A 21,811-nucleotide genomic window follows, 5' to 3' on the forward strand; every position below is an offset into this window, starting at 1 on the left:
GTTGAATAGGAGCAATCTAAGCGCATCACTGTCGGCAATATTGAACGATCGTGCAAATCAGCGTTGGGTCAACGTCATCTTGCGCCACTGAGCGGGCGTCATGCCGAAGGTGTTACGAAAATGCCGGGTCAGGTGCGCCTGGTCGGCAAATCCGACATCCAACGCGACCTGAACAAGTGATTGCCCCTCGACAATACGCGCCTTGGCATGATCCAGACGACGTAGCGTCAGATAACGGTAAGGGCTGGTGCCGAACACTGTCCTGAAATCGCGAGACAACTTCCAACGATCCTGCCCGGTAAGCGTTTCCAGTTGCTCAAGGGAAACCACCTGACCATTTGAATGTCGAAGATAATCGCGAGCCTTATCCGCCGCGTGGTAGTCGGGCAGCGAAATTCCTCGCCTGCCACTGGGAGGCCCGGCGGCTTTCAGCCCTGCAGCGATTTCGTAGATCGCATCATCGAACTGCAAGGTCTCCAGCGGCTCGCTGATATGTGCAAAAATGCGATCAATCGCCTTCAGCAACTGCGGATTGCTCGTGACGCCAGCGGGAATGAATGGCAGTGCATGACCATGCCCCAAGGCATTCTGTACAAGAAGCGGGTCCAGATAGATCATCTGATAATGGAAGCCATCCTCCGTGCCTGCCTGCCCATCATGCAATTCGTCTGGATAAAGCACCATGACCGTCCCGGGCACCCCGGCACTCCCCTCGCCGCGATATTGAAACCGCTGCACGCCGGATATTGTGCGGCCTATCGCATAGGTATCATGCCGATGTGGCTGATAGGCAGGGCCTGAGAAGAAGGCCTCTATCCGTTCGCAACCTTCCATTCCGGAAGCGAGATTGATCCACCCAGACGCAACGGGAGCAGATAAATCGCTGACGACACCCAGTCCCGACTGCAATGGTGAATGCTCCCAAGATAGATGTCTTCGATGAGTCTCTGTNAAATCTTCGACCTCAGCAGAGTGCATCTGCTGAGGTCGACAGGGGTGACGTTCAGGTCAGGCCTTTGCTGCCCGCTCCTCCAACACACGGTTGGCAGCTGATACGATCGCCTCCAGCGAAGCTGCCACGATGTTCGTGTTGATACCCGCACCAAACAGCTTGCCGCCAGGATGCTCCATCTCGACATAGGCGATGGCCGAGGCGTTGGAACCGTGTTGCAGCGAGTGCTCTGAGTAATCGTTGACCGACAGATCAATGCCGAGATAGGTCGACAGAGCGTTAATGAAGCCGTCGATTGGGCCGGTTCCCTTGCCCTCGATGCGCTTGATCTCGCCGTTGTCGGTGATTTCGGCGGCAACCACGCGCACACCCCGGAAGTCACCAGCCGGATAGGTGTGGTGATCCACAAATTTGATGCGGGCGTTGGGCTGCGTCACATATTGTTCGATGAAGCGGTCGTGGATGCGCTTGGCGGGCAGTTCTACACCTTCTTCATCGGTAATGCGCTGAATTTCCTCGCGGAATTCCACCTGCAGATTGCGCGGCAGGTTGATGCCGTAATCCTGCTGGAGAATATAGGCGATGCCACCCTTGCCGGACTGCGAATTGATGCGGATGATCGCCTCGTAGGAGCGCCCGACATCTTTCGGATCGATGGGCAGATAAGGCACTTCCCACACCGGATGATTGGCAACCTTGATCGCCTTCATGCCCTTGTTGATCGCGTCCTGATGCGAGCCGGNAAACGCCGTATAAACCAGTTCACCGACATAAGGGTGGCGCTCTGGGATCGTCATCTCGTTGGAGTACTCGTAGACTGACTTGATGTGTTCGATATCGCGGCAATTGAGTTCAGGATCGACACCCTGCGTGTACATATTCAGCGCCAACGTGACGACGTCCACGTTACCCGTGCGTTCGCCATTCCCGAACAATGTGCCTTCCACGCGGTCGGCGCCCGCCATCAGGCCCAGTTCTGTTGCGGCGATGCCGGTGCCACGGTCGTTGTGGGGATGCAGCGAAATGATGACGTTTTCGCGGTTGTCGATGTTGCGGCACATCCACTCGATCTGGTCGGCATAGATGTTGGGCGTGGCCATCTCCACTGTCGAAGGCAGGTTCAGGATCAGCTTGTTATCCGCCGTGGGCTTCACAACCTCAACCACCGCGTTGCATATCTCAAGTGCTACTTCCAGCTCGGTACCGGTGAAGCTTTCCGGCGAATATTCGAAGCGGTAACCACCACCGGCCTTGGCGGCCATATCGGTGATCATCTTGGCCGCATCGACCGCAATCTGCTTGATACCAGGCACGTCCTTGGCGAACACCACGCGGCGCTGCAATTCGGAGGTGGAATTGTAGAAGTGGATGATCGGGTTCTTGGCACCTTCCAGCGATTCGAAGGTGCGGGTAATCAGTTCCGGGCGGCACTGAACCAGCACCTGCAAGGAAACGTCTTCCGGCACGCCACCCTGTTCCACGCACCAGCGCGCGAAGTCGAAATCCGTCTGGGAAGCGGATGGGAAACCGATCTCGATTTCCTTGAAACCCATTTCCAGCAACAGCTTGAACATGCGCGCCTTGCGATCATGCCCCATGGGATTAACCAGCGACTGGTTGCCATCACGCAAATCCACCGAACACCAGATTGGTGCCTTGTCGATGGTTTTCGAGGGCCATGTCCGGTCCTTGATATCGATCACAGGGTATGGGCGATACTTCACGTTCGCGTCCGGCATACCCTTGGAAATATGAGAGGTCTTGGCGTCCATAATCTTGCTCCTTCCACGCATCGCGGCTGAAAAAGCCTTGTGCTAATTCGCGCCCAAACGGGCCTTAAATCCAGTATAAAGTGAGATTTCGAGTTGAGGAGCGTTCGCACCAGCGGGCTTTCGGCCGCCGGGCGCTCCTCACTGGACCCGGCAACCGCGTGTAAGGTCGAGGCTAAGAAGCGAGAGTGCACCGCATGGGCAAGCCTTCGCAGAAATCTGCGCGGTCATGCCAAAAATGGTTGCGGTGCGATTGGTCATAGNAAAGCTTATAAGCGGCGAAATTTTTGGTTGCAAGTCCATCTTCAACTTTTCATTCGTTTCACAAAACTCGTCAGCGCCATCATCAAACCACCACCGATCAGCCCCCAAAAGGCGCCTGATATGCCGCCGAACGACAGGCCGGAGGCCGTGATGAGGAAGGTGATGGCAGCGGCTTCGCGGGTTTCGGGGTCTTTGAAGGCAGCAACAGCTGAGCCGGAGAAGGCACCGACCAAAGCCAGGCCCGCAACCGCCTGAATGAGAATCGGCGGGGCGAGTGCCACAAACGCGGTGACCACACCTGCTAGCAGCCCGNAAATCACGTAGCCGACACCGCTGACGATAACCGCCCAGTAACGACGCTTGGGGTCTGGGTGGGCGTCTTCGCCCGCGCACATGGCGGCGGTGATGGCGGCGAGGTTGACGGCATGACCACCAAAGGGCGCAGCGAGCAGCGAGAAAAGGCCGGTTGTGGCAAACAGCTGCCCCGGCTGCGGATCGTAATTGTTGACCTTCAGAACGGCGATGCCGGGAATATTCTGCGAGGCCATGGTCACGATGAACAGCGGCAGCGCAATCGATATCAGGGCTTGCAGGTTGAACACCGGCATGACGAATTCCATAGGCGGAGCCAGTGATTGCGCGATGCTATCCAAAGCATCGGCTGGAATATCGACGCCNAAAATCATCACCAGAACGAAAGCGGCAAGAGCTGCAGGCACGGCAAACAGACGCTTGAAAGCACCGACGATGATCCATGCCAGAATGATCGGCAGGCCAAGCGCGGGGTTGAAACCGATGGCCTTGATGGGCGCAAAGCATAGACCGATGATGACACCTGCCAGCATGGCGTTGGCAAGCGGCGTCGGAATGGAGGCAACCGCCCGCCCGAGCGGCCTGAACAGACCGGCGATGATGATCAGCACCGAACAGATGATAAAGGCGCCCACGGCTGCCGAAAAGCCGCCCTCGATCACCCCCGTCGTCGCCAGAAGCGCGCCACCCGGTGTAGACCACGCAATGCTGATGGGAAGCCGCGTTTTGGCGGATAGAACGATAGCGCAGATACCGACGGAAACCGACAGCGCCATCAGCCCGGATGCAGCCTCGAAATCCGTTGCGCCGACACCCTTCAAACCTTGCAGCACCACGGCGAAGGAGCTCGCGAACCCGACGAAAGCCGTGAGCAAGCCCATGAACAGGCTTTGGAGAGAAAAATCTTTTAACATGGCTGGGCTCTGGCAGAGGGAAAAGTCGATCATCATTCCAGATCAAAAAACGCCCACGCTGGCAAGGTTGCTTTGAGCGGCTAACGTACGCACGTTGAGTTGTGCGCAGCATTCTCATGCCCTGCCCTGTTGTTCTCACCAGCACGCCCGTGTAAACCCTCGCCATCAACCAGCGAGATATCAAATGCTTCCTTGGATAGAACTGGACCGAGCAGCCATACCCGGCGATGGCACCGAACTGCGCCTGAAGCAGCGCGGCCAGGAATTCTCCATCATGCTGGGCGCAAATGAGCTGATGAACAGCCGGTTGAGCGGTTCCGAAGAGGCCCTGGCGACGCTCTCCTGTGAACGCATTGCCGGACGTGCGAACCAGACCATGCTGATCGGCGGGCTTGGCATGGGNTTTACCTTGCGTGCCGCGCTTGCTGTTTTGCCTTCCGACGCCCACGTCACCGTCGCAGAACTCGTCCCAGCCGTTGTGGAATGGGCGCGCGGCCCTATGGCCGATCTGCACAAGGGCACGCTNGATGATGCCCGCGTTGACATTCATGTCGGCGATGTCGGTGCGCTTATCCGCTCGNAAAAGGCCGTCTATGACGCCATTCTGCTGGATGTCGACAATGGCCCCGATGGCCTCTCGCGCCCGTCCAATGACAGCCTCTATGATCGCGATGGTTTAGAAGCCGCCAGAACAGCTTTGCGCCCGAAAGGCGTACTGGCCGTGTGGTCATCCGGGCCGGATGCTGCCTTCACTCGCCGCTTGCGACAGGCGGGCTTTGCGACAGATGAGGTGAGCGTTCGCGCCAATGGCAAGCGCGGCGGTGCGCGGCATACGCTCTGGTTGGCGGCCAAGGCTTAACGCCTTGACGTGGACCGCTCTCCCAACGCGTCCAACGCATCGGCATTATCCCGCCCCCAGGCATAGAGCATTTCCACCGGCTCGATAAACCGGTTTCCGAGCGGTGTAAGGCAGTATTCAACGGAAGGCGGTCTGGTCGCATGGACGTGGCGTGTCACCAGTCCGGTGCGCTCCATTTCCTTCAACGTCTGCGTCAGCATCTTCTTGGAAATCCCCGGCAGGCTGCGTTCCAACACACCTGTGCGGGCGGTGCCCTGATGCAGGGTATGCAGCGTGTGCAAGATCATGCTCGTCCATTTGGTCGAGAACAGTTCCAACACACGTCTGGGCGCACAATCCTCGCGCCATTCCGCTTCATGGCTTCCCGGTTTCATCGTGGTCACCTTTTGGTATCCATGTCCCCAATCCGTGCCGTCTACACGATGGCGGGCGGGATGCCTAATTATAGCTTTTACAAAATGGAGTTCGAGCATGGTTAAAACGGCATTGGTGGTGGGCGCAAGCGGGATCGTCGGCAGCGCCACGGCAAATCTTCTGTTCGAACAGGGTTGGCGCGTTTACGGCCTTTCGCGCAAACCGGCGCAGCAGAAGAGCATCATTCCTGTTGCCGCCGATTTACAAAATCCGGTTGAAACGGCAAAGGCACTGACGGATGTCCGGCCAGACGCCGTGTTCATCACTACATGGGCTCGTCAGGACAGCGAAGCGGAAAATATCCGCGTCAATTCCGCCATGGTCCGCAATCTCCTGGATGGCCTGAAACTCGGCAAATCCACTCGCCATGTGGCACTGGTCACCGGTTTGAAGCACTACCTTGGACCCTTCGAGGCCTATGGCAAAGGCATACTGCCGCAGACACCTTTCCGCGAGGAACAGGGCCGTCTCGATGTCGAAAACTTCTATTATGCGCAGGAAGACGAAGTTTTCGCCGCTGCAAAACGTGATGGCTTTTCATGGAGCGTGCATCGCCCGCACACCGTCATCGGCCAGGCTGTCGGCAATGCCATGAACATGGGAACGACACTTGCGGTCTACGCCACCATCTGCCGCGAAACCGAGCGCCCCTTCCGCTTCCCCGGTTCCGCTGCACAATGGAACGGCCTGACCGACATGACGGACGCCAACCTTCTTGCCAAGCAGTTGCTATGGGCCGCAGAAACACCCGAGGCAGCAAACGAAGCGTTCAATGTGGTGAATGGTGACGTGTTCCGCTGGAGCTGGATGTGGGGTCGTATCGCAGATTGGTTCGGCATCGAGCCAGCGCCATTCGATGGCACAGTCAGCCCGCTCGAACAGCAGATGGAGCACGATTCCGAGATTTGGAGCACGATTGCTATTCGGGAAAACCTGGCTGAGCCCGATCTGACCCGTCTGGCATCACCCTGGCATACCGATGCGGATCTCGGTCGCCCCATCGAAGTCGTGACCGACATGGCCAAAAGCCGCCGCCTCGGATTCAAGGAATATCAGCCGACGGATGACGCCTTTTTTGCTTTGTTCACGGCGCTCCGCGAAAGCCGCCTTATCCCCTGATCCGGCATAATCGCTTAACAACAAAAAACCGCGCTGACCTTCGCCAGCGCGGTTTTTTGACGGACAGTTTCAGGTTAGATCTCGCCCTGCGAGGTCACGACGCGCGAAGCAAGGCCATAGGCCACGGCTTCTTCGGCACCCAACCAGTAATCGCGGTCGATGTCCTTGGCGATCTTTTCTTCCGTCTGGCCGGTGGCCACAGAGAAAATCTTGATCAGACGCTTGTTCATCTTGATAATTTCGCGTGCCTGGATTTCGATATCCGATGCCATGCCGCGTGTGCCGCCGGATGGTTGGTGAAGCAGGAAGCGAGTATTCGGCAAGCAGATACGACGTTCCTTCGGCACCGATACGTAGATCAGTGCGCCGGCAGATGCGACCCAGCCGGTGCCGATGATCCACACCTTCGGCTTGATGAACTTGATCATGTCGTGAATGCTATCGCCGGATTCGACGTGGCCGCCGGGCGAGTTAACATAGACGCGGATGTCTTCATCGCTGGCAGCCGACAGCGCAACAAGCTGCGTGCAAACCTTCTGTGCCAGTTCCTGCGTGATTCCGCCATAAATGAAGATCGAACGCGACTTGNAAAGATTCGCTTCCGTTTCTTTGCCGATCGGCAGTTCCTTGCTCTTGTCGTCTTCTTCTTCGTTCATGTGACGGTCTCCAACGTATTTCATTACCTACCGGACATAGTGTGATTTGTTTCGTNAAACAATGAGTGNAAAAGGCAAGGCGCGGAACTGCTTAATAAACAGACCACCGACAAATGACGCATGGACAGCGTGTTTGCGCTTGCGATATCGTTAATGACGCAGGGTTGGAGCGGCACCCCAAGAGCTTCTTGCCCTGCCTACNAAAAAACAAGAGGGACCGATGTTCAAAAAACTTTTACTTGCCGCTGTCACACTCGGCGCAACCACCCTGCCCGCATTTGCTCACCTCAACCCTGAAGAGCACGGCTCCTTCATGGCAGGATTTTCGCACCCGCTGTTTGGTGCCGACCATATTCTGGTAATGATTGCAGTCGGCATATGGGCTGCGCAGATCGCCGCCTCTACCCATAAAAGAAGCGCACTTCTCATCGTTCCAGCCGCGTTCGTTTGCACCATGGCAATCGGCTTTGCCTTGGCTCTTGGCAGTATTGATTTGCCATTCGTCGAACCGGCCATACTAGCCTCGGTCGTTGCTTTGGGTCTGCTCGTTGCCATGGCCACGCGTGTCCCGGTCGGCGCTGCTGCAGCCATCGTCGGCATATTTGCCCNTTTCCACGGCCATGCCCACGGCGGTGAACTCGGAAGCGCAGGCGCCCTTCAGTTCGGCGCTGGCTTCATCATCGCAACCGCACTTCTCCATGTTGCCGGCATCGCTCTTGGAATGGGCATTGCCAGGCTTGGCACGGTTGCGGCGCGCATCGTCGGCGGCATCACCGCACTGGCCGGGCTTTCTCTGGTGTTTGGCGGGTAAATCAAGGGTTTCTAACCTTACAGAAATGTAAGNAAATTTCGGCTTTCAAAAGCCAAAATTGAACCCTACTTCCTTGGTGTGTGTTTCTCGACACGCCAAGGAGGCTACCGATGTCACCCGAAGAAACCCAACTGCTGAAATCCCTGTTCGACAGGGTCAAATCCGCATCCTCCACCCCGCGTGATGCGGAAGCGGAAACGTTGATCAATCAGGCGGTGCGAGACCAACCCGCCTCTCCCTATTATCTGGCACAAGCCGTGATCGTGCAGGNAAAGGGGCTTGAAGCCGCAGCGGCGCATATCACCCAGCTTGAAGAGCGTATTCACCAGCTTGAAAGTGGCAACGGCGCGCCACAACAGGCCCAACAGGGTGGGTTCCTCAGCTCGANTTTTGGCGGTAGTCAGCAGCAAGCGCCAGCATCGACGCCTGCCCCCGCGCAGACTTACCGAAATGATACATCCGGTCAGGCACCGGGGCCGTGGGGCCGCTCAAACGATACTTCGCAGCAACCCAGTGGCCCATGGACCAACCAGCAGCCATCTGCCTTTGCGCGCCCAAGCAGCGGCGGCGGATTTCTGCAAGGTGCGCTGGGAGCTGCGGCAGGCGTAGCGGGCGGCATGTTGCTTGCCAATTCGCTGAGCGGCATCTTCTCGAACCACGTTGCATCGTCGGGCTGGGGTTCCGCCTTGGGCGGCGCTGGAAATGGCGCCGCACCGGTGGAAGAAACCGTCATCAATAACTATTACGGTGATGACGACAAGCCGCAGCAGGATGCTGGCAACAACGATAATCTGCAACAAGCGGATTACGACGATAGCAACGATGATACGGATTTCGATTCAGGCGACGGAGATTCCTTCGTCTGAGTTGAAGAAACCGAAGGGTCAGCCGCGGCCACGATAGGTCGCGACGCCCTGTTCAGGCAGCCAGACACCTTGCAGTGGCGCACCCGTCTGCCAGAAGACATCGATGGGAATGCCGCCGCGCGGATACCAGTAAGCGCCGATGCGCAACCACTTCGGCTGAAGCAGATCCACCAACCGCTTGGCAATATAGATTGAGCAATCTTCGTGGAATGCGCCGTGATTTCGGAAGGCATGCAGGAACAGCTTCAGTGACTTTGACTCCACCAGAAAATCACCCGGAATATAATCGATGACGATATGGGCNAAATCCGGCTGACCGGTCATGGGGCACAGTGACGTAAATTCCGGCGCGGTAAAGCGCACGACATAATCAGTGCCAGCATTGCCGTTCGGTACTTTTTCCAGAACGGCCTTTTCCGGGCTTTCAGGGGAAGCGACTTGTGCGCCCAGTTGTGACAGGCCGGAAACATCCGTGACTGACATGGTTCAAACTCCTGTTTCTTGAAACTCAACCCGAACGCCATGTGCCTGTTCGCTCTCAGGCTCCACATGAATGGCCAGCACGGCACCGGGTATGGCTTCCCTTATGGCATCTTCGAGCCGGTCGCAAATCTCATGTGCCGCTCCCACAGACAGGGCAGAGGGAACGACCACATGGAAATCGATAAAGGCGACCGCCCCTGCCCTTCTGGTCTTCAGATCATGCACCCCCAGGACACCAGTGGAATTTTCGGCAATCGCCTTCTTGATCGCTTCGTCTTCCTCCGGTTCCACCGCACGGTCCATCAGACCACCGAGTGAGTGCATGATGACCTTCGAACCCTGGAATAGGATATTGATGGCGACGACGATGGCCAGCACCGGATCGAGAATGGCATAGCCGGTCAAAATCGCCAGAACGAGGCCGATCAGAACTCCGCCGGAGGTCACGACATCCGACATGATGTGCTGGCCATCTGCCAGAAGTGCAGGCGATGAATGCTGTCTGCCGACACGAATGAGGACCCTTGCCCATATGCCATTGAGAATGGCTGCAAAGGCGTTGATGGCGAGACCGATCGCCGGTGCATCCGGCAAGCGCGGAGCCATCAAGCCGCTCCACGCTTCCTTGACGATCAGAAGTGCAGCAAGAACGATCAAAACGCCCTCGACCACGGCGGACAGATATTCCGCCTTGTGATGCCCGAACTGATGATCGTCATCGGCAGGTTTTTGCGCGTAACGAATGACGAAATAGGCGATGAAGGCTGCGACAACGTTGACGGTGGATTCCAGACCATCCGACAGCAGCGCCACAGAGCCGGTAACCCACCATGCCGAAAGCTTCAGGCACAAAACCGTAATGGNAAACGGGATGCCCCAGAAAGCAAGTTTCCTGACGAGCGTGTTGCCCTGTTCGTTCATGACTGACCCCGTGCGGATGCGAATGAATTGCAGAAATGGACACCNAAACGCATGAACCGCCCGCTCGGAGGTTCCAAGCAGGCGGTTCATATTTGCGGCTTCTATGATTTAAAGCGAGGGCAAGGTCAAGTCCCTACACTCTGCTCAGCAGCAACTTGATACCCGCNAAACCGNAAAACAGGGCCAGCACGGTTTCGATATATCGCTTGGCGCGCTGATAGACGCGGATTGCCGGTGCTGTTGAAAACAGGAGGGCGTAGCCACAGNAAATGGTAATCCCCAACAGTCCGCAGCCGCCGATGATGGCCGCGAGGGTCGATGCTCCCGCGCCGGGCTTCAGGCCGAGGGACATGATGGCTATCCAGCCGAGAATGGCCTTGGGGTTGGTCAAATGAAGCAGCAATCCGCGACGGTAGAGTTGCAGATATTCCGCGCGGTCAACAGGAGCTTCCTGCACGACGGTTTGAGGCGTGACAGGTGAAAAGGCCGAGCGAGCGGATTTATAGGCCAGGTATAGCAGATAAAAGCCACCGGCGATCTTGATGAAGAACAGCGCATTGGCGTAGGTCGCCAAAACTGCGGACAGGCCGGTGGCCGTCAGTGTCGCCCAGAACAGTGAGCCGGTGATGACGCCGATTGCCAGAACGATGGCCGGTGCGCGTCCTCGGCTCATGGCTACGCCCATGATGGTCATGTTGCTGGGGCCGGGGCTAGCCACGGCGATAATATAAGCGATGTAAACCAGTAAAAGCTGATGGAAATCGATCATTACCGCCCTGCAAACAGAAAAGCCNAAACAATCAAACGATTAAGGCAGTTGGATTGATTTTGTCAATTCCCACATCTCAACGCGCCGGAACGGCAACGGNAAATATGCTGGCATCATTATGCATCCGTAGCGAGGCCGTGAGAAGCGGCGGCAAAGGCGTCCACCATCCGGTTTGCNAACCGGCATACCGCANGGCCGCCGCAGTCCATGTGTTACAGCCCACCACTGCATTGAAATACCCTACAGCCTCGNAAAAAGCATCATTGCGGCCGTATGATTGCCCCAATAGCGGGATCGGCNTTTCCTGAGAGTAGGCAAAGCTGCCAACGATGAAATCGACGAGTTTTCGATGCTCCTNCCCCGAAAGATCAAGCAACGTGACACTCGCGTCCGTGAGAGGGATATCTCCTGCAAGAGCGATATGCATGACCGAATGGTCGAGCGTTAGGCCCTTGAGCAGGGGGAACGGCTTCAGATCGGCCCATGTTGGCGTCTGTGTGTAGAAAGCCCGCCCTCCCCAGCCGAAAACGAGATACCGAACACCGGGGAAATCGATGTCGAGATTTCCATCGCGCAGAAACGCAAATTGCGCCAGCAGCTCTGCATCAACAGGAAGGGCTATGTCAGTGTGGATGGGATTGCTGAGAACCAAAACGCGGCGGGACGTGGCGTCCACGACCGTCGATTGATTGTGGGTGAGCGGCTTTGGCAGCAAGGTTCCAGCGCCAAGGCTTGCGACAATCAAGGCCACGGCGATGCATAGATATTTGNAAATCTTCACTGTGCATCACCTGCGCGGATCATAGGAGACGGCGGCGTTTCATAACGCCGCCGTTGTTCGTGGGCCAGGTCAGGCGGCCTTGGTCTTTGCCTTGCGCACCAGATGCGTGACCACGNTTTCGATCATCCGCATGCCGGCATCGCCACCCAGCGTCATGATCGATTCCGGGTGGAACTGAACTGCCGCAACCGGCTCTTTGGAATGTTCGATGCCCATGATCGTGCCATCTTCGCTTTCCGCCGTGATGATGAAATCCCGGTGGAGTGTAGCAGGGTCGGCGAAGATCGAGTGATAACGACCGACCGTCACCTCTTTACCGAGACCGGAGAAAACCAGACCGGGTTCCAGCACGCGGATACGCGACGGCTTGCCATGCATGGGAACTGCCAGATGGCGAAGCTCACCGCCATAGGCTTCCGCAAGCGCTTGNAGCCCGAGGCAGACACCGAAGATTGGCAAATCGCGGGAACGAGCCGCCTTGATCGTCGCCTTGCAATCGAAATCGCTGGGGTTGCCGGGTCCGGGAGAGAGAACGACAAGGTCCGGCTGGAAGCGATCAAACACCTCTGCCGCCACCGGCGAACGTACGGTGGAAACGGTCGCGCCCGTCTGGCGGAAATAATTGGCGAGCGTGTGCACGAAGCTGTCTTCGTGGTCCACCAGCAGAATTTTAACGCCAGTTCCCACCTTGGCCAAGTCCCGCTGCATTACCGCGGAGTTCTGGCCCTTCGCGTCTCGGATAGCTGAAATCATGGCAGATGCCTTTAGTTCGGTTTCGGCCTCTTCTTCCTGCGGATTGGAATCGTTGAGCAAGGTTGCCCCTGCCCGCACTTCGGCAATACCATCCTTGATGCGGATGGTGCGCAGCGTCATGCCCGTGTTCATATCGCCGTTGAAACCAACCATGCCGATGGCGCCGCCATACCAGACGCGCGAGCTCTTTTCATGAGCTTCGATAAAGCGCATGGCCCACAGCTTCGGCGCACCGGTAACGGTAACGGCCCATGCGTGCGACAGGAAGCCGTCGAATGCATCCATATCATCCCGCAAGCGGCCTTCTATGTGGTCCACGGTGTGGATGAGGCGGGAATACATCTCGATCTGGCGGCGGCCGATGACCTTGACGGAACCCGGCTCGCACACGCGGCTCTTGTCGTTGCGGTCCACATCCGAACACATGGTCAGTTCGGATTCGTCCTTCTTGGAATTCAAGAGCTTGAGGATCTGCTCGCTATCGGCAATCGGGTCCTCGCCACGCTTGATGGTGCCGGAAATCGGGCATGTCTCGATGCGGCGACCGGACACACGCACGAACATTTCCGGCGACGCGCCCACCAGATATTCCTGATGGCCCAGATTTATAAAGAAGGAATAGGGAGACGGATTGATGGCTTTCAAGCGGCGCGAAATAGCCGAGGGATTGCTGTCGCAACGTTCCATGAACTTCTGTCCTGGCACGACCTCGAACAGGTCGCCACGGCGGAAGCTTTCCTTGGCTTTCGTCACCAGTTCCGAGTATTCGCCCGGGTGATGATCGCCGCGCGGCGGAATGGTGTCCGTCTTGACGAACGGCTCTGGCACGATGTCCTGCGCCTTGCCATGCGTCGTTACGCCGTCCTTTTCGAAGTCGTAACGGTCGATCCAGGCCTTTGCGGAGTGGTGATCGACAACGAGAATTTCATCCGGCNAAAACAGCACCATATCGCGCTGGTCCTCCGGTCGTTCCAGTGAAAGCTTGATGGCATCGAACTGGAAGGCCAAGTCGTAGCCGAAAGCGCCGAACAGACCGATGGCCGCATCTGCGCTGGAATAGAATAGATCGACAATAGCGCGCAGCGCCGTGAAGACAGTTGGTATCTTCGAGCGTTCTTCTTCGGTGAAGACACGGTCCGGCTCGTTGACGATCAGGTCCAGACGGCGGGCGGTTGAGGTGCCAAGCTTCAGATCCGGCGTCGTTTTCAACNTTTCCGTGATGAACGTCAGCAGTGCCTCGCCGCGACCATTATAGGCTTCGATCCACATGGTACGGCCGAAACAGGAAATGCCGAGTGGCGGATCGATGATGGCGGTGTCCCAACGGGTGTAGCGACCGGGATATTCATAATTCGAGGAAAACACTGCGCCACGACGTTCATCAAGGCCGGTTACGTAGCTGTCGATAGCCGTTGCATAGTCGGCAGCACGGCGCTGGCGCGTGACTTTGACGCCGCCTCTGGTCTCGTAAGTTTCCGACCCGTCATCCTGAATAATCGTTACCATTTATTCCGCTTCCCGTTTCTAAAGCCCGATGACAGGCGGCATAATAACAAAAAAGCCGCCTGAAAATTCGGGCGGCTTGGACTTAGTCAAAGGACATGGGTGCTCAAGGCCGCGTAAAGCTGCCCCACCACCAGATTGCAAGGTTCTTCGACTGTGTGTTCATGGCGCAAATTGTTAGCCGCAAGCGCAGGCGATGGCAAGCGGATTTGAACCGAAAGACTGTTGAAACGTTGTGGGTCTGCCGCAACGGGGGAACGAACGGTCACATGCTTCATCGTCTCATGATAGTCGCAGCCAGTGCGCTGCTGATTGCAGCCTCGCAACCGCCACAGGATGTGCCGGTTCCTCAGCCCAAACCGGAGCAGGAGGACGTGACACCCGCACCTGCAGAAACGAAAAAGGACGAGCAGCAGCCTGCTCAACCGCCCGCAGAGAGCGCCGTGCCGAAGCCGGAAGAAACTAAAAAAGAAGAAGNAAAAAAGTCGGAGGAGCCCCCGCGCGATCCGGTGAAAGCAGNAAATCCGGAAGAGCTCAAAGCCTGCCTTACGGAACTGAAAGAGCTGGGCGCAGAGTTCAAGGAACTTCCGCCGATCAAAGGCGAAGAGGATGGCTGCGGCATCGCTTCGCCTCTGGAGCTATCGACAGTCATTCCAGGCATAACACTGGAGCCTGAAGGCACCATGCGGTGTGAAGCCGCACTTGCGCTTTCACGCTGGGCAAAAAATGTGGTGGTGCCAACGGCGAAAATCGCGCTTCCGGGCAAAAACGTCACCGCTTTCGGCAACGCATCGACCTATATCTGCCGCAACCGCAACAGCGCAGAAACCGGCAAGATGTCGGAACACGCCAAGGGCAACGCAGTCGATATCGCCACACTCACCTTTGACAAGGGCGAACCGCTGGTCATGAAGTCTCGCGGCGAAGACGGTACCATGGAAGGCGCTTTCCAACGCACAGTCACCACCGCCGCCTGCCTGTTCTTCCGCACCGTCCTCTCCCCCGGCAGCGACGCGACGCATCAAGACCACCTCCATATGGATGTGCTTGAGCGTAAGGGCGGATATTTGTATTGCCGTTAAGAACGCGAAATGGCGGAGCATGAGCCCCGCCTTTTGTTGACGTCAGGGGATTGCGATCAGAATTTCTGCGTGAGAGAAATTTTGAATGAACGACCGGGTTCGCTGTAAAACGCAACCGGTTGGTTGGCAGTCGTTACTCCACTTGTACTTACATCGCGTGTTCCGACGGCATTCCAGTAGGTCTTGTCGAAAATATTATAGACCCCTGCCTGAATCCGGAGCCCCTTGGTCTGCTCCGGCTCCCACCAGGCCGTCAGGTTGGTGATACCATAACCAGGTGCGTCGAATGTCTGATAGGTCGCCCCGGTAATTGTCGTGGCGAGCCCGTCTTCTCTCATACCGGCCGACAGAATGGTGGAGAGGTCGAGACCCCATTGCTCCTGCTCGTAGCCCACACCCAGAATAGACTTGAACGGCGCCACTGTGCGGATGAACTCGCCGGTATCGCTGTCCTTGCCATAGGCATAGGCGAGCGAGCCATGAACAAAGATGCCGTTTCCGAAATCCTTACGCGCGCTGATTTCTACGCCCGAAATCTCGACCTTGTCTCGGTTTCTCCACGTATACAATGTCGCCGGTTCTCCGGCGGCGGTGTTTCCGGGTGTTCCAAATGCGTCGATGAAATTGGAATAGATATTGTGAAACGCGGTAATCTTTCCGGTCAGATCATTGCCCTGATAGCTGGCGCCCAGTTCAAAGCCCTGGGAGGTTTCAGGCTTCAGATCGGGATTGCCGATATTGGCGTAGAACGTTCCATTTGTGAAGTTGACATAAAGTTCGTTGACCGTCGGCGGACGGTAAGCCATCGACCATTGGCCGAACAGTTGTACTTCGGGTGTCAGATCATATGTGGCCAAGAGCTTAGGCGAGAGGCGAACACCATCTTGCCCTTCCGGTAGTCCAAAAACGCCCGAACCGGTGTTGCTACTGAACCCTGACGATGGCTTTGGTTCGTAATCATACCAGTCGAACCGCACGCCGGGTGTCAGCGCAAAACCACTATCGCCGAAACCTATACGGTCATCCAAATACAGTCCGAGCCGTTTTCCATCGACATCTGGCATATCAGACTGCGAAACGACTGTCGTAAAGGGTACGACCGTCAGGAATTGCTCGGTTTGAGAAAACTGGAGGTTACCGCCGAAACGGACTTCGTGGTTCAGATTGCCGGTGGTGAACTCGGAAACAGCGCTTCCCGTCAAACCGACAGAGCTTTCTTCCATTTCATTGTAGCGACCATAATCGCTGCCGTTGTTACGCGTACCGTAAGACCCGGCATCCTTGACTAGTCGTTGCCAGTACAGCGACATTCTCGCGCTGTCGACCTGCGCATCGGTAGACGGGGCCTCATATTCATAGTCCAGCGATACGCGTTCGCGGCGAGTATCGTCATACCCCCAATAGTCGCCAACTCGGTTGCTCGTTGGGCCGGTGGCGGACTGAAGTGTTTTCAAGTCGGATGTGCTGTCGAGATTAAAGCGTTCGGCCGTCATACCAATGCGGTGTCCGCCTTCGAGATCCTGACGGATTTTGAAAAGCAGATTGTACTGATCGTAATCAGAAGGGTTGGCTTTGGTGCGATTAACGCCAATGATATCGTCCGTACCTTGGCTTTTACGCTCGTCGCCCTTTTTGTAACCACCCTGAAACATAACCGATGTGTTTTGTATCTTCTTCGCAACAGCGACAGAGCCGCCGAAACTTCTGTCTTCGCTGTCATACGTCAGCTTCGCCACACCGCCCCAATCGCGTCCTTCCGTTATTAGATCCTCGGGCTCAAGCGTGCGCAACACAAGTGCTCCACCCAGTGCACCCGGCCCGATGCGGCTTGAATCTGCTCCGCGCACAACATCAACTCGGGAAAGCGAAGAGAAATCGTAACTGTTGTTGGTGTCACTCATGGAAGTGGTCGCAACGCCAGCGCGCGGGTAGTTTTCGAAATAAGGAACAGGGATATCATCGATCAGCGTCGTAACGCGCGCTCCACCAAGACCTCTGATAAACAAACCACCTGGTTTACCTGGCTTGGATTCAATCAATTCGACGCCAGGTTCTGTGGTGTTGCCGAGGTCGCGTGCGTTGCTGATTTCCTTCTTGCGAATGACCTCGGCGTCCATCGTACTGGCCAAAGGCGTGTCAGAAGCGGCGTCTCCCGCCTTAACGCGTTTACCCTTGATGGTAATATGCTCAAGAACCGTCGGGCCGTTCTGGACGTTAGCGTCCTGCGCGTGGCCGATGGAATAGCTGGAAACAAGCGCCATGCTTGTGCAGAGCAGCAACGCGGATTGAGAAGCCCGGATCGTCATGATTACCCCCTGATGCAAGCACACGAAAGCGCGCGGCAACACGAAGCGCCGTCGCAGTGTGGCTTGATAAATACCCTTGATTTCTACGGCCCCGCCGTCGGCAGAGAACTATAAAACATGAGTATTGGAGTCAATTAATNAAACATGANTTTTTATATCATCTTTAGAGCGATTATGCTGCGTTGCAGAAATGTGACAACCGCCGTCTCAACGGCCGCGATGTCGGATGAAACGGATTACGGGCTACGATTAAAAACGGAGAATTTGACGATCTTTGAATAATAGTGAATTTCAGAGAAAAAGGCCCGCCGAGATCGTATTGACGGGAACTTTGAGCGATTATTTTAGNAAAACTGATGATTCCACATATCAAAAACGTCAAACAGGCAAAACCGGCGTTTTTGCCACCTCAATTTGAATCAAAACGCAACGGTTTTAAGCCGTTAACAGGAACCACATCGGAATTAAGGGGTGGAATTTCCGGGCAATTGGTATATTTCTCACCGTTAACATATTAAATTTATCACGATCGAAATCACTGATGATTACGCTTGAACGGCAATCGCTACTGGGTAAGGAGATATCGGCAGCTGAAAGCCGTCCTCGCTGGCTGCAGGTTGTCCAAGGCGTGGCGAAAGAGTTCGGCTATTCCTATGTGAGCCTGATGTGCGTACCGAGGCCGGAGGACGATCTGCTCGCCCCGAACCTTGTGGAAACGACTCTACCGATCCGTTTTGTTCGCGAATTCGATGAAATGCGCTTGTTGCGTTTTTGCCCTATCCTGCCAAAGGTCAAACATTCCATAATGCCGCAGTCATGGTCACTGGCCGACCTTGGCACCGATCAGCCGGACGCCGCCCCGATCGTTGATCTCCTGACCCAATATGGCATTTCCAACGGCCTCATCATTCCAACGAATGCCTTGAACGGAGACCGGCACCTGATGCGGTTCGATGGTCAATGCGACCAGCCTTCTCAAGTTGCCCTCAACGAAATCGGTATGATCGCGCTTCACGCATTTGACGCTTACGAGAGAATGCGCAGAACGGAGATGGTTGCGCCACGCGCCTTGACGAAGCGCGAGCTGGAGGTCATCCACTGGACCTCACAGGGCAAGACGTCCGCAGAGATCGGCCAGATCCTGTCGCTTTCCGACCACACGATCAACGCCTACCTGAACAATGCGATCCGCAAGCTCGATTGCGTCAACCGCACGCAACTCGTTGCAAAATCGATCCGGCTGAAGCTGATCAACTGACACTTCGACCAACGAAGTGTCAGCCCGCTTTATCAACGGTCCAGAACGGACCGGAGTTCGACAAGGTTCGAACGCACTCGAAGCACGTAAAAACCCATCGTTGCAAGATGCGAAGGCATGACCCAGCCGCTTTCATCCCCGTTGGAAATAATCATCGGCTGAATGCGCAATGCGGCGCGGGTCTGAAGAAGCGTGTCGTTCCACAAGCTGGTGAGGTTACGCTCGCGGATGACCTGAGAGAAGTCGGCACCCGCAGCAGATAGAATGCCGTAATAACCATAAAGCTGACCATAGGCGAACCAGAAACGATCATCTGCACGCGTATCGAACCAGCCGCCATTGTAGTTTTCGGAACGCTCGCGAAGAATGGCGGAGGTGCCACCGATGTCGTTGGCGATACGGTCCACAAACTGGATAAGGTTATCGGCGCGGCCGTCGAAAACAGAATTGCACAGCGCAAGACTGGCATTGAATTTGCGAAGGCTTTCAGCTGCAGAACGGTAGTAGCTCGGGCTCGGCGTCTTTGGGCCGAACGGGTTCAGGCCGAAATACCAGGAATACTCATCGAACTGAAGATTGCCGCGCGCGCTTTGCAGATTGGCATCGATACCCGAGGTGCCGCGAACGCGACCGAGCGAATCCACCAGTTCGACTGATGTACGGCGTACTGCCTGATTGACACCACGCTGGAACGACGCCTTGTTATCCAGAAACGGCGTGCTGTCCCAATCCATGCCGAATAGCCCCAGCCGGTACAGCAGCATCGAAGAAATCCACGCATTCTGGTCGACGTTATAGTCGATCAGGCCAGCGGACACATCAACGATGGCAGAGCTCTGGCAGCTCCTGGCGGCGGCAACTGCCGGTTCTGTCGTCGATGGAGCAGGTGCGGCCGTGGTAATTGGAGCAGGAACTGGCAACTCCTGACCTGCAGCTAACGTCCGTTCGGCGAATTTGTAATCCTTGACATAGTCTGGATTAAAATTCGTCCAGACCTGTGTCTGCCAGATGAAGTAGCCATAAAGTCCGATGAAAAATACCAGCGCTATGGCAATGGGGATTTTGATCACGCCATTTCGATTTCCATACCAGCCATGAGCAGCCCGGAAAGGCCAGAACAGCCATGCGATCACGACAGACGCACCTCTTCCAAGCGCTGCGAAAATGCGCTTGAAAAACGCGATAACCTGATCGACCATCGTTCAACTCTCCTGAGTGCATAGACCGTTCCAATCTCGTTCGATTGTAACAGGGCAAATACCTTGGTTTCACTGGCGGAAGCGTCTTTCACGCTCGTAACCAGCGTATGACACTCCAGCGCGACACAACCGCTCGGTCAGCGCTGCAGACCGGCTGTCACTCACATATGGTGCCACCGTGTCCGATACAACGGATGGGCGCAAGATTTCCCGCGATGTTTGCTCAGCCGGTCGTATCCAAGCCGCCCGCACGGCGACGAAGAAGCGTCTCGTCTGCCCGGTGNTTTCGCGTCTGAATATCCTGCAAGGTCACGATCCCTTGTCCATGCAGGGTCAGAAGCTCGCTGAAAATGCCAAGGGGCATGGGCGCTTCTTCTTCTCCGTCTGCGTGGGGAAGATGGGACTGTGCATCTGCCAAAAGCGGCTCCAGTGAACCGAACGCAGCGTCATAGAGGTGGATGCACCGTTCCGCTTCGATGTTGAGTTTATTGAGAAAAAGCGCGTGCATGGAAATTTCTTCGTTCAGCAAATCGATGATATTTCCAAGCAAAATTGCCTGATGGTCGAGTGCCTGGTGCCTGGAGCTCAATCTCTTGCGCTCCGACAACACGGTCGCGCGCTGCGATGTCGCCTCGGCTTCCTCGGCCTTCCACTGGTCCAGGCGGGTCTCGTCATACGGGTCGGCGATCTTGCGTTGCAAGGTGGCGAGCGAAGCGGCCAAAACTTTGTCCCNTTGCCGGGCATTGTCCATGGCAGAGACAATGCCACCACGCGTCTCCATGCTGGCGACAAGGTTAGGCTCAATGGCAGAGCGCAACGCCGTCGCCTGTTCTTTCCGGTCCTGAAGCAGGCTGTGGACGATTGCGGCCTCCAGAAGAATGGCTTTCAACGTTTCGGCGATAACAAGTTTTCGCGAGCGCACGACCTTGAAAGAACCAGCCCTCCGTCGCTTGAAAAAGGCGATAAGTATCTGGGCCCTCGTCACGTCCTCGACCCTGTCGAAGGCAGCATAGGCGGCGTCTGTCCGCGTGCCAAAACCATTGATCAGCGTTAGGATACGATCCTGAAACGCCGTTTCCAACGCCTGCAATTCGGTGAACTGAGCAGTTTCCAGGGCAAAAGCCGACTCCGAAACATCGTCTGGAAGCGCTGCAAAGGATTGCGCCAGGCGGGAGGACTGTTCTTGGACAGCCGCCGCATCGGCTCTTGCCTGCTCGATGTCGCTGTCGAAAGACGTCGATCTCGCCATGAAACATCATCCCCCGAATCGGATTTGTGGTAAAAGGCCACCCATATAAATATGCGCGACCTTTTCTCAATGCGGGAGATGGAAAGTAGCAGCACTCAAAGTTCGAGTTTGCTGATCTCTGCGTCCAGTCTCTCACGCGCCTTTTTCGGCAGTTTGCCAGCCTTCACCGCATCGAGATTGGCGGGTGTAGTTCCCACGACAACCAGTGCCACCATTCCCATACCCAAATGCGGCGCGCATTTGNAAACATACGCACCTTCTTTTTCAACGGTGATCTTCAAAGCCTCGTTCATCTTGCCTTTGAATTCTTCAGAACCATCGGGAATGAGGCCTTTCACCACTGAGGCATCATGACCCTTGTCCGTCGGCACGAAGGTGATGACGTCACCCACATTGGCTTTGATCGCAGCCGGTTCGAACACCATAGCCTGACCATCTGAGCCCTTGTTGAGCATTTTGATTTCAATATCGGCGCTAGACGCGGGAAATGTGAAAAAGCCGGCAACGGCGGCCATGGTCAAAAGACGAAGAATATTATTCTGCATGAACCTAACTCCTGAGCGAAACCGCG

20 protein-coding genes are annotated in these 21,811 nt (G+C 56.1%); 6 read left to right on the forward strand and 14 right to left on the reverse strand.

The annotated features are described in order from the left end of the window. Positions 1–57 precede the first annotated feature (57 nt). The 3 genes from CUC55_RS20185 to CUC55_RS20195 all read right to left on the reverse strand — a co-directional run bounded on the left by CUC55_RS20185 (position 58) and on the right by CUC55_RS20195 (position 4,211). Entirely contained in the window at positions 58–909 is an 852-nt protein-coding gene (locus tag CUC55_RS20185; RefSeq protein ID WP_210176104.1) for an AraC family transcriptional regulator, read from the reverse strand. A 99-nt stretch (positions 910–1,008) separates the two neighbouring features. Further along, positions 1,009–2,724: a 2-isopropylmalate synthase gene (gene leuA, locus CUC55_RS20190; RefSeq protein ID WP_103088951.1), complete on the reverse strand. Its 1,716-nt coding sequence runs from the start codon at positions 2,722–2,724 to the stop codon at positions 1,009–1,011. 302 nt (positions 2,725–3,026) lie between these two features. Next, positions 3,027–4,211, reverse strand: coding sequence for a benzoate/H(+) symporter BenE family transporter (locus tag CUC55_RS20195; protein ID WP_103089209.1), 1,185 nt, complete (start codon positions 4,209–4,211; stop codon positions 3,027–3,029). A gap of 184 nt (positions 4,212–4,395) precedes the next feature. Between CUC55_RS20195 and CUC55_RS20200 the strand changes: the two genes are divergently transcribed. Beyond that, positions 4,396–5,070 (forward strand): spermidine synthase, encoded by a 675-nt coding sequence (locus CUC55_RS20200; RefSeq protein ID WP_103088952.1) that lies wholly within the window; start codon positions 4,396–4,398, stop codon positions 5,068–5,070. Here CUC55_RS20200 and CUC55_RS20205 read toward each other — a convergent pair. Next, positions 5,067–5,444 carry a winged helix-turn-helix transcriptional regulator gene (locus CUC55_RS20205; protein ID WP_067644903.1) on the reverse strand — a complete coding sequence of 126 codons (378 nt, stop codon included), beginning with the start codon at positions 5,442–5,444 and terminating at the stop codon, positions 5,067–5,069. The two genes, CUC55_RS20200 and CUC55_RS20205, sit on opposite strands and share 4 nt — an antisense overlap. 97 nt (positions 5,445–5,541) lie before the next feature. Between CUC55_RS20205 and CUC55_RS20210 the strand changes: the two genes are divergently transcribed. Further along, complete coding sequence (locus CUC55_RS20210; RefSeq protein ID WP_067644900.1) at positions 5,542–6,603, forward strand: SDR family oxidoreductase; 1,062 nt, start codon at positions 5,542–5,544, stop codon at positions 6,601–6,603. Between the two features lie 74 nt (positions 6,604–6,677). Here CUC55_RS20210 and CUC55_RS20215 read toward each other — a convergent pair whose 3' ends face one another. Then, positions 6,678–7,259, reverse strand: coding sequence for an ATP-dependent Clp protease proteolytic subunit (locus tag CUC55_RS20215; protein WP_103088953.1), 582 nt, complete (start codon positions 7,257–7,259; stop codon positions 6,678–6,680). A gap of 220 nt (positions 7,260–7,479) precedes the next feature. On the opposite strand from CUC55_RS20215, the gene CUC55_RS20220 reads away from it, so the two are divergent. Together CUC55_RS20220 and CUC55_RS20225 are read left to right on the forward strand one after the other, a co-directional pair. Then, on the forward strand, positions 7,480–8,070 hold the full coding sequence (locus CUC55_RS20220; protein WP_103088954.1) for a HupE/UreJ family protein: 591 nt from the start codon (positions 7,480–7,482) through the stop codon (positions 8,068–8,070). Positions 8,071–8,180: 110 nt separating this feature from the next. After that, complete coding sequence (locus tag CUC55_RS20225) at positions 8,181–8,936, forward strand: DUF2076 domain-containing protein (protein ID WP_103088955.1); 756 nt, start codon at positions 8,181–8,183, stop codon at positions 8,934–8,936. Positions 8,937–8,954: 18 nt separating this feature from the next. Here the strand turns inward: CUC55_RS20225 and queF are convergent, their stop codons facing one another. The 6 genes from queF to CUC55_RS22775 all read right to left on the reverse strand — a co-directional run bounded on the left by queF (position 8,955) and on the right by CUC55_RS22775 (position 14,415). Beyond that, a complete protein-coding gene (gene queF, locus CUC55_RS20230) occupies positions 8,955–9,419 on the reverse strand; it encodes a preQ(1) synthase (protein WP_103088956.1) in 465 nt (154 codons plus the stop codon). A gap of 3 nt (positions 9,420–9,422) precedes the next feature. Next, positions 9,423–10,340, reverse strand: coding sequence for a cation diffusion facilitator family transporter (locus CUC55_RS20235; RefSeq protein ID WP_103089210.1), 918 nt, complete (start codon positions 10,338–10,340; stop codon positions 9,423–9,425). 133 nt (positions 10,341–10,473) lie between these two features. Next, a complete protein-coding gene (locus tag CUC55_RS20240; protein WP_103088957.1) occupies positions 10,474–11,109 on the reverse strand; it encodes a LysE family translocator in 636 nt (211 codons plus the stop codon). Between the two features lie 76 nt (positions 11,110–11,185). Further along, on the reverse strand, positions 11,186–11,890 hold the full coding sequence (locus CUC55_RS20245) for a TIGR02117 family protein (protein WP_245417793.1): 705 nt from the start codon (positions 11,888–11,890) through the stop codon (positions 11,186–11,188). Positions 11,891–11,959: 69 nt separating this feature from the next. Then, positions 11,960–14,149, reverse strand: coding sequence for an anthranilate synthase (locus tag CUC55_RS20250; RefSeq protein WP_103088958.1), 2,190 nt, complete (start codon positions 14,147–14,149; stop codon positions 11,960–11,962). An 86-nt stretch (positions 14,150–14,235) separates the two neighbouring features. Continuing rightward, positions 14,236–14,415 (reverse strand): hypothetical protein, encoded by a 180-nt coding sequence (locus CUC55_RS22775; RefSeq protein WP_157940984.1) that lies wholly within the window; start codon positions 14,413–14,415, stop codon positions 14,236–14,238. Here CUC55_RS22775 and CUC55_RS20255 point away from each other — a divergent pair, their 5' ends adjacent. Further along, positions 14,416–15,228: an extensin-like domain-containing protein gene (locus tag CUC55_RS20255; protein ID WP_103089212.1), complete on the forward strand. Its 813-nt coding sequence runs from the start codon at positions 14,416–14,418 to the stop codon at positions 15,226–15,228. A gap of 56 nt (positions 15,229–15,284) precedes the next feature. On the opposite strand, the gene CUC55_RS20260 is transcribed toward CUC55_RS20255, so the two are convergent. After that, a complete protein-coding gene (locus CUC55_RS20260) occupies positions 15,285–17,534 on the reverse strand; it encodes a TonB-dependent hemoglobin/transferrin/lactoferrin family receptor (RefSeq protein ID WP_067644878.1) in 2,250 nt (749 codons plus the stop codon). Between the two features lie 541 nt (positions 17,535–18,075). On the opposite strand from CUC55_RS20260, the gene CUC55_RS20265 reads away from it, so the two are divergent. Continuing rightward, complete coding sequence (locus tag CUC55_RS20265; RefSeq protein ID WP_067644875.1) at positions 18,076–18,792, forward strand: helix-turn-helix transcriptional regulator; 717 nt, start codon at positions 18,076–18,078, stop codon at positions 18,790–18,792. 32 nt (positions 18,793–18,824) lie between these two features. Here the strand turns inward: CUC55_RS20265 and CUC55_RS20270 are convergent, their stop codons facing one another. Beyond that, positions 18,825–19,991 carry a DUF2333 family protein gene (locus CUC55_RS20270; protein WP_067644872.1) on the reverse strand — a complete coding sequence of 389 codons (1,167 nt, stop codon included), beginning with the start codon at positions 19,989–19,991 and terminating at the stop codon, positions 18,825–18,827. A 1,344-nt stretch (positions 19,992–21,335) separates the two neighbouring features. Continuing rightward, positions 21,336–21,785 carry a pseudoazurin gene (locus tag CUC55_RS20280; protein ID WP_103088960.1) on the reverse strand — a complete coding sequence of 150 codons (450 nt, stop codon included), beginning with the start codon at positions 21,783–21,785 and terminating at the stop codon, positions 21,336–21,338. Between the last annotated feature and the right edge of the window lie 26 nt (positions 21,786–21,811).

This window comes from Agrobacterium bohemicum, from assembly GCF_002896715.1.
GTDB classification, from domain to species: Bacteria; Pseudomonadota; Alphaproteobacteria; order Rhizobiales; family Rhizobiaceae; genus Agrobacterium; species Agrobacterium bohemicum.

What these genes read in the sequence shown, in the direction of transcription:
- CUC55_RS20205 (WP_067644903.1), bottom strand. Translation starts at nt 5,444, where the DNA reads ATGAAACCGGGAAGCCATGAAGCGGAATGGCGCGAGGATTGTGCGCCC.
- CUC55_RS20210 (WP_067644900.1), top strand. Translation starts at nt 5,542, where the DNA reads ATGGTTAAAACGGCATTGGTGGTGGGCGCAAGCGGGATCGTCGGCAGC.
- CUC55_RS20260 (WP_067644878.1), bottom strand. Translation starts at nt 17,534, where the DNA reads ATGACGATCCGGGCTTCTCAATCCGCGTTGCTGCTCTGCACAAGCATG.
- CUC55_RS20265 (WP_067644875.1), top strand. Translation starts at nt 18,076, where the DNA reads ATGATTACGCTTGAACGGCAATCGCTACTGGGTAAGGAGATATCGGCA.
- CUC55_RS20270 (WP_067644872.1), bottom strand. Translation starts at nt 19,991, where the DNA reads ATGGTCGATCAGGTTATCGCGTTTTTCAAGCGCATTTTCGCAGCGCTT.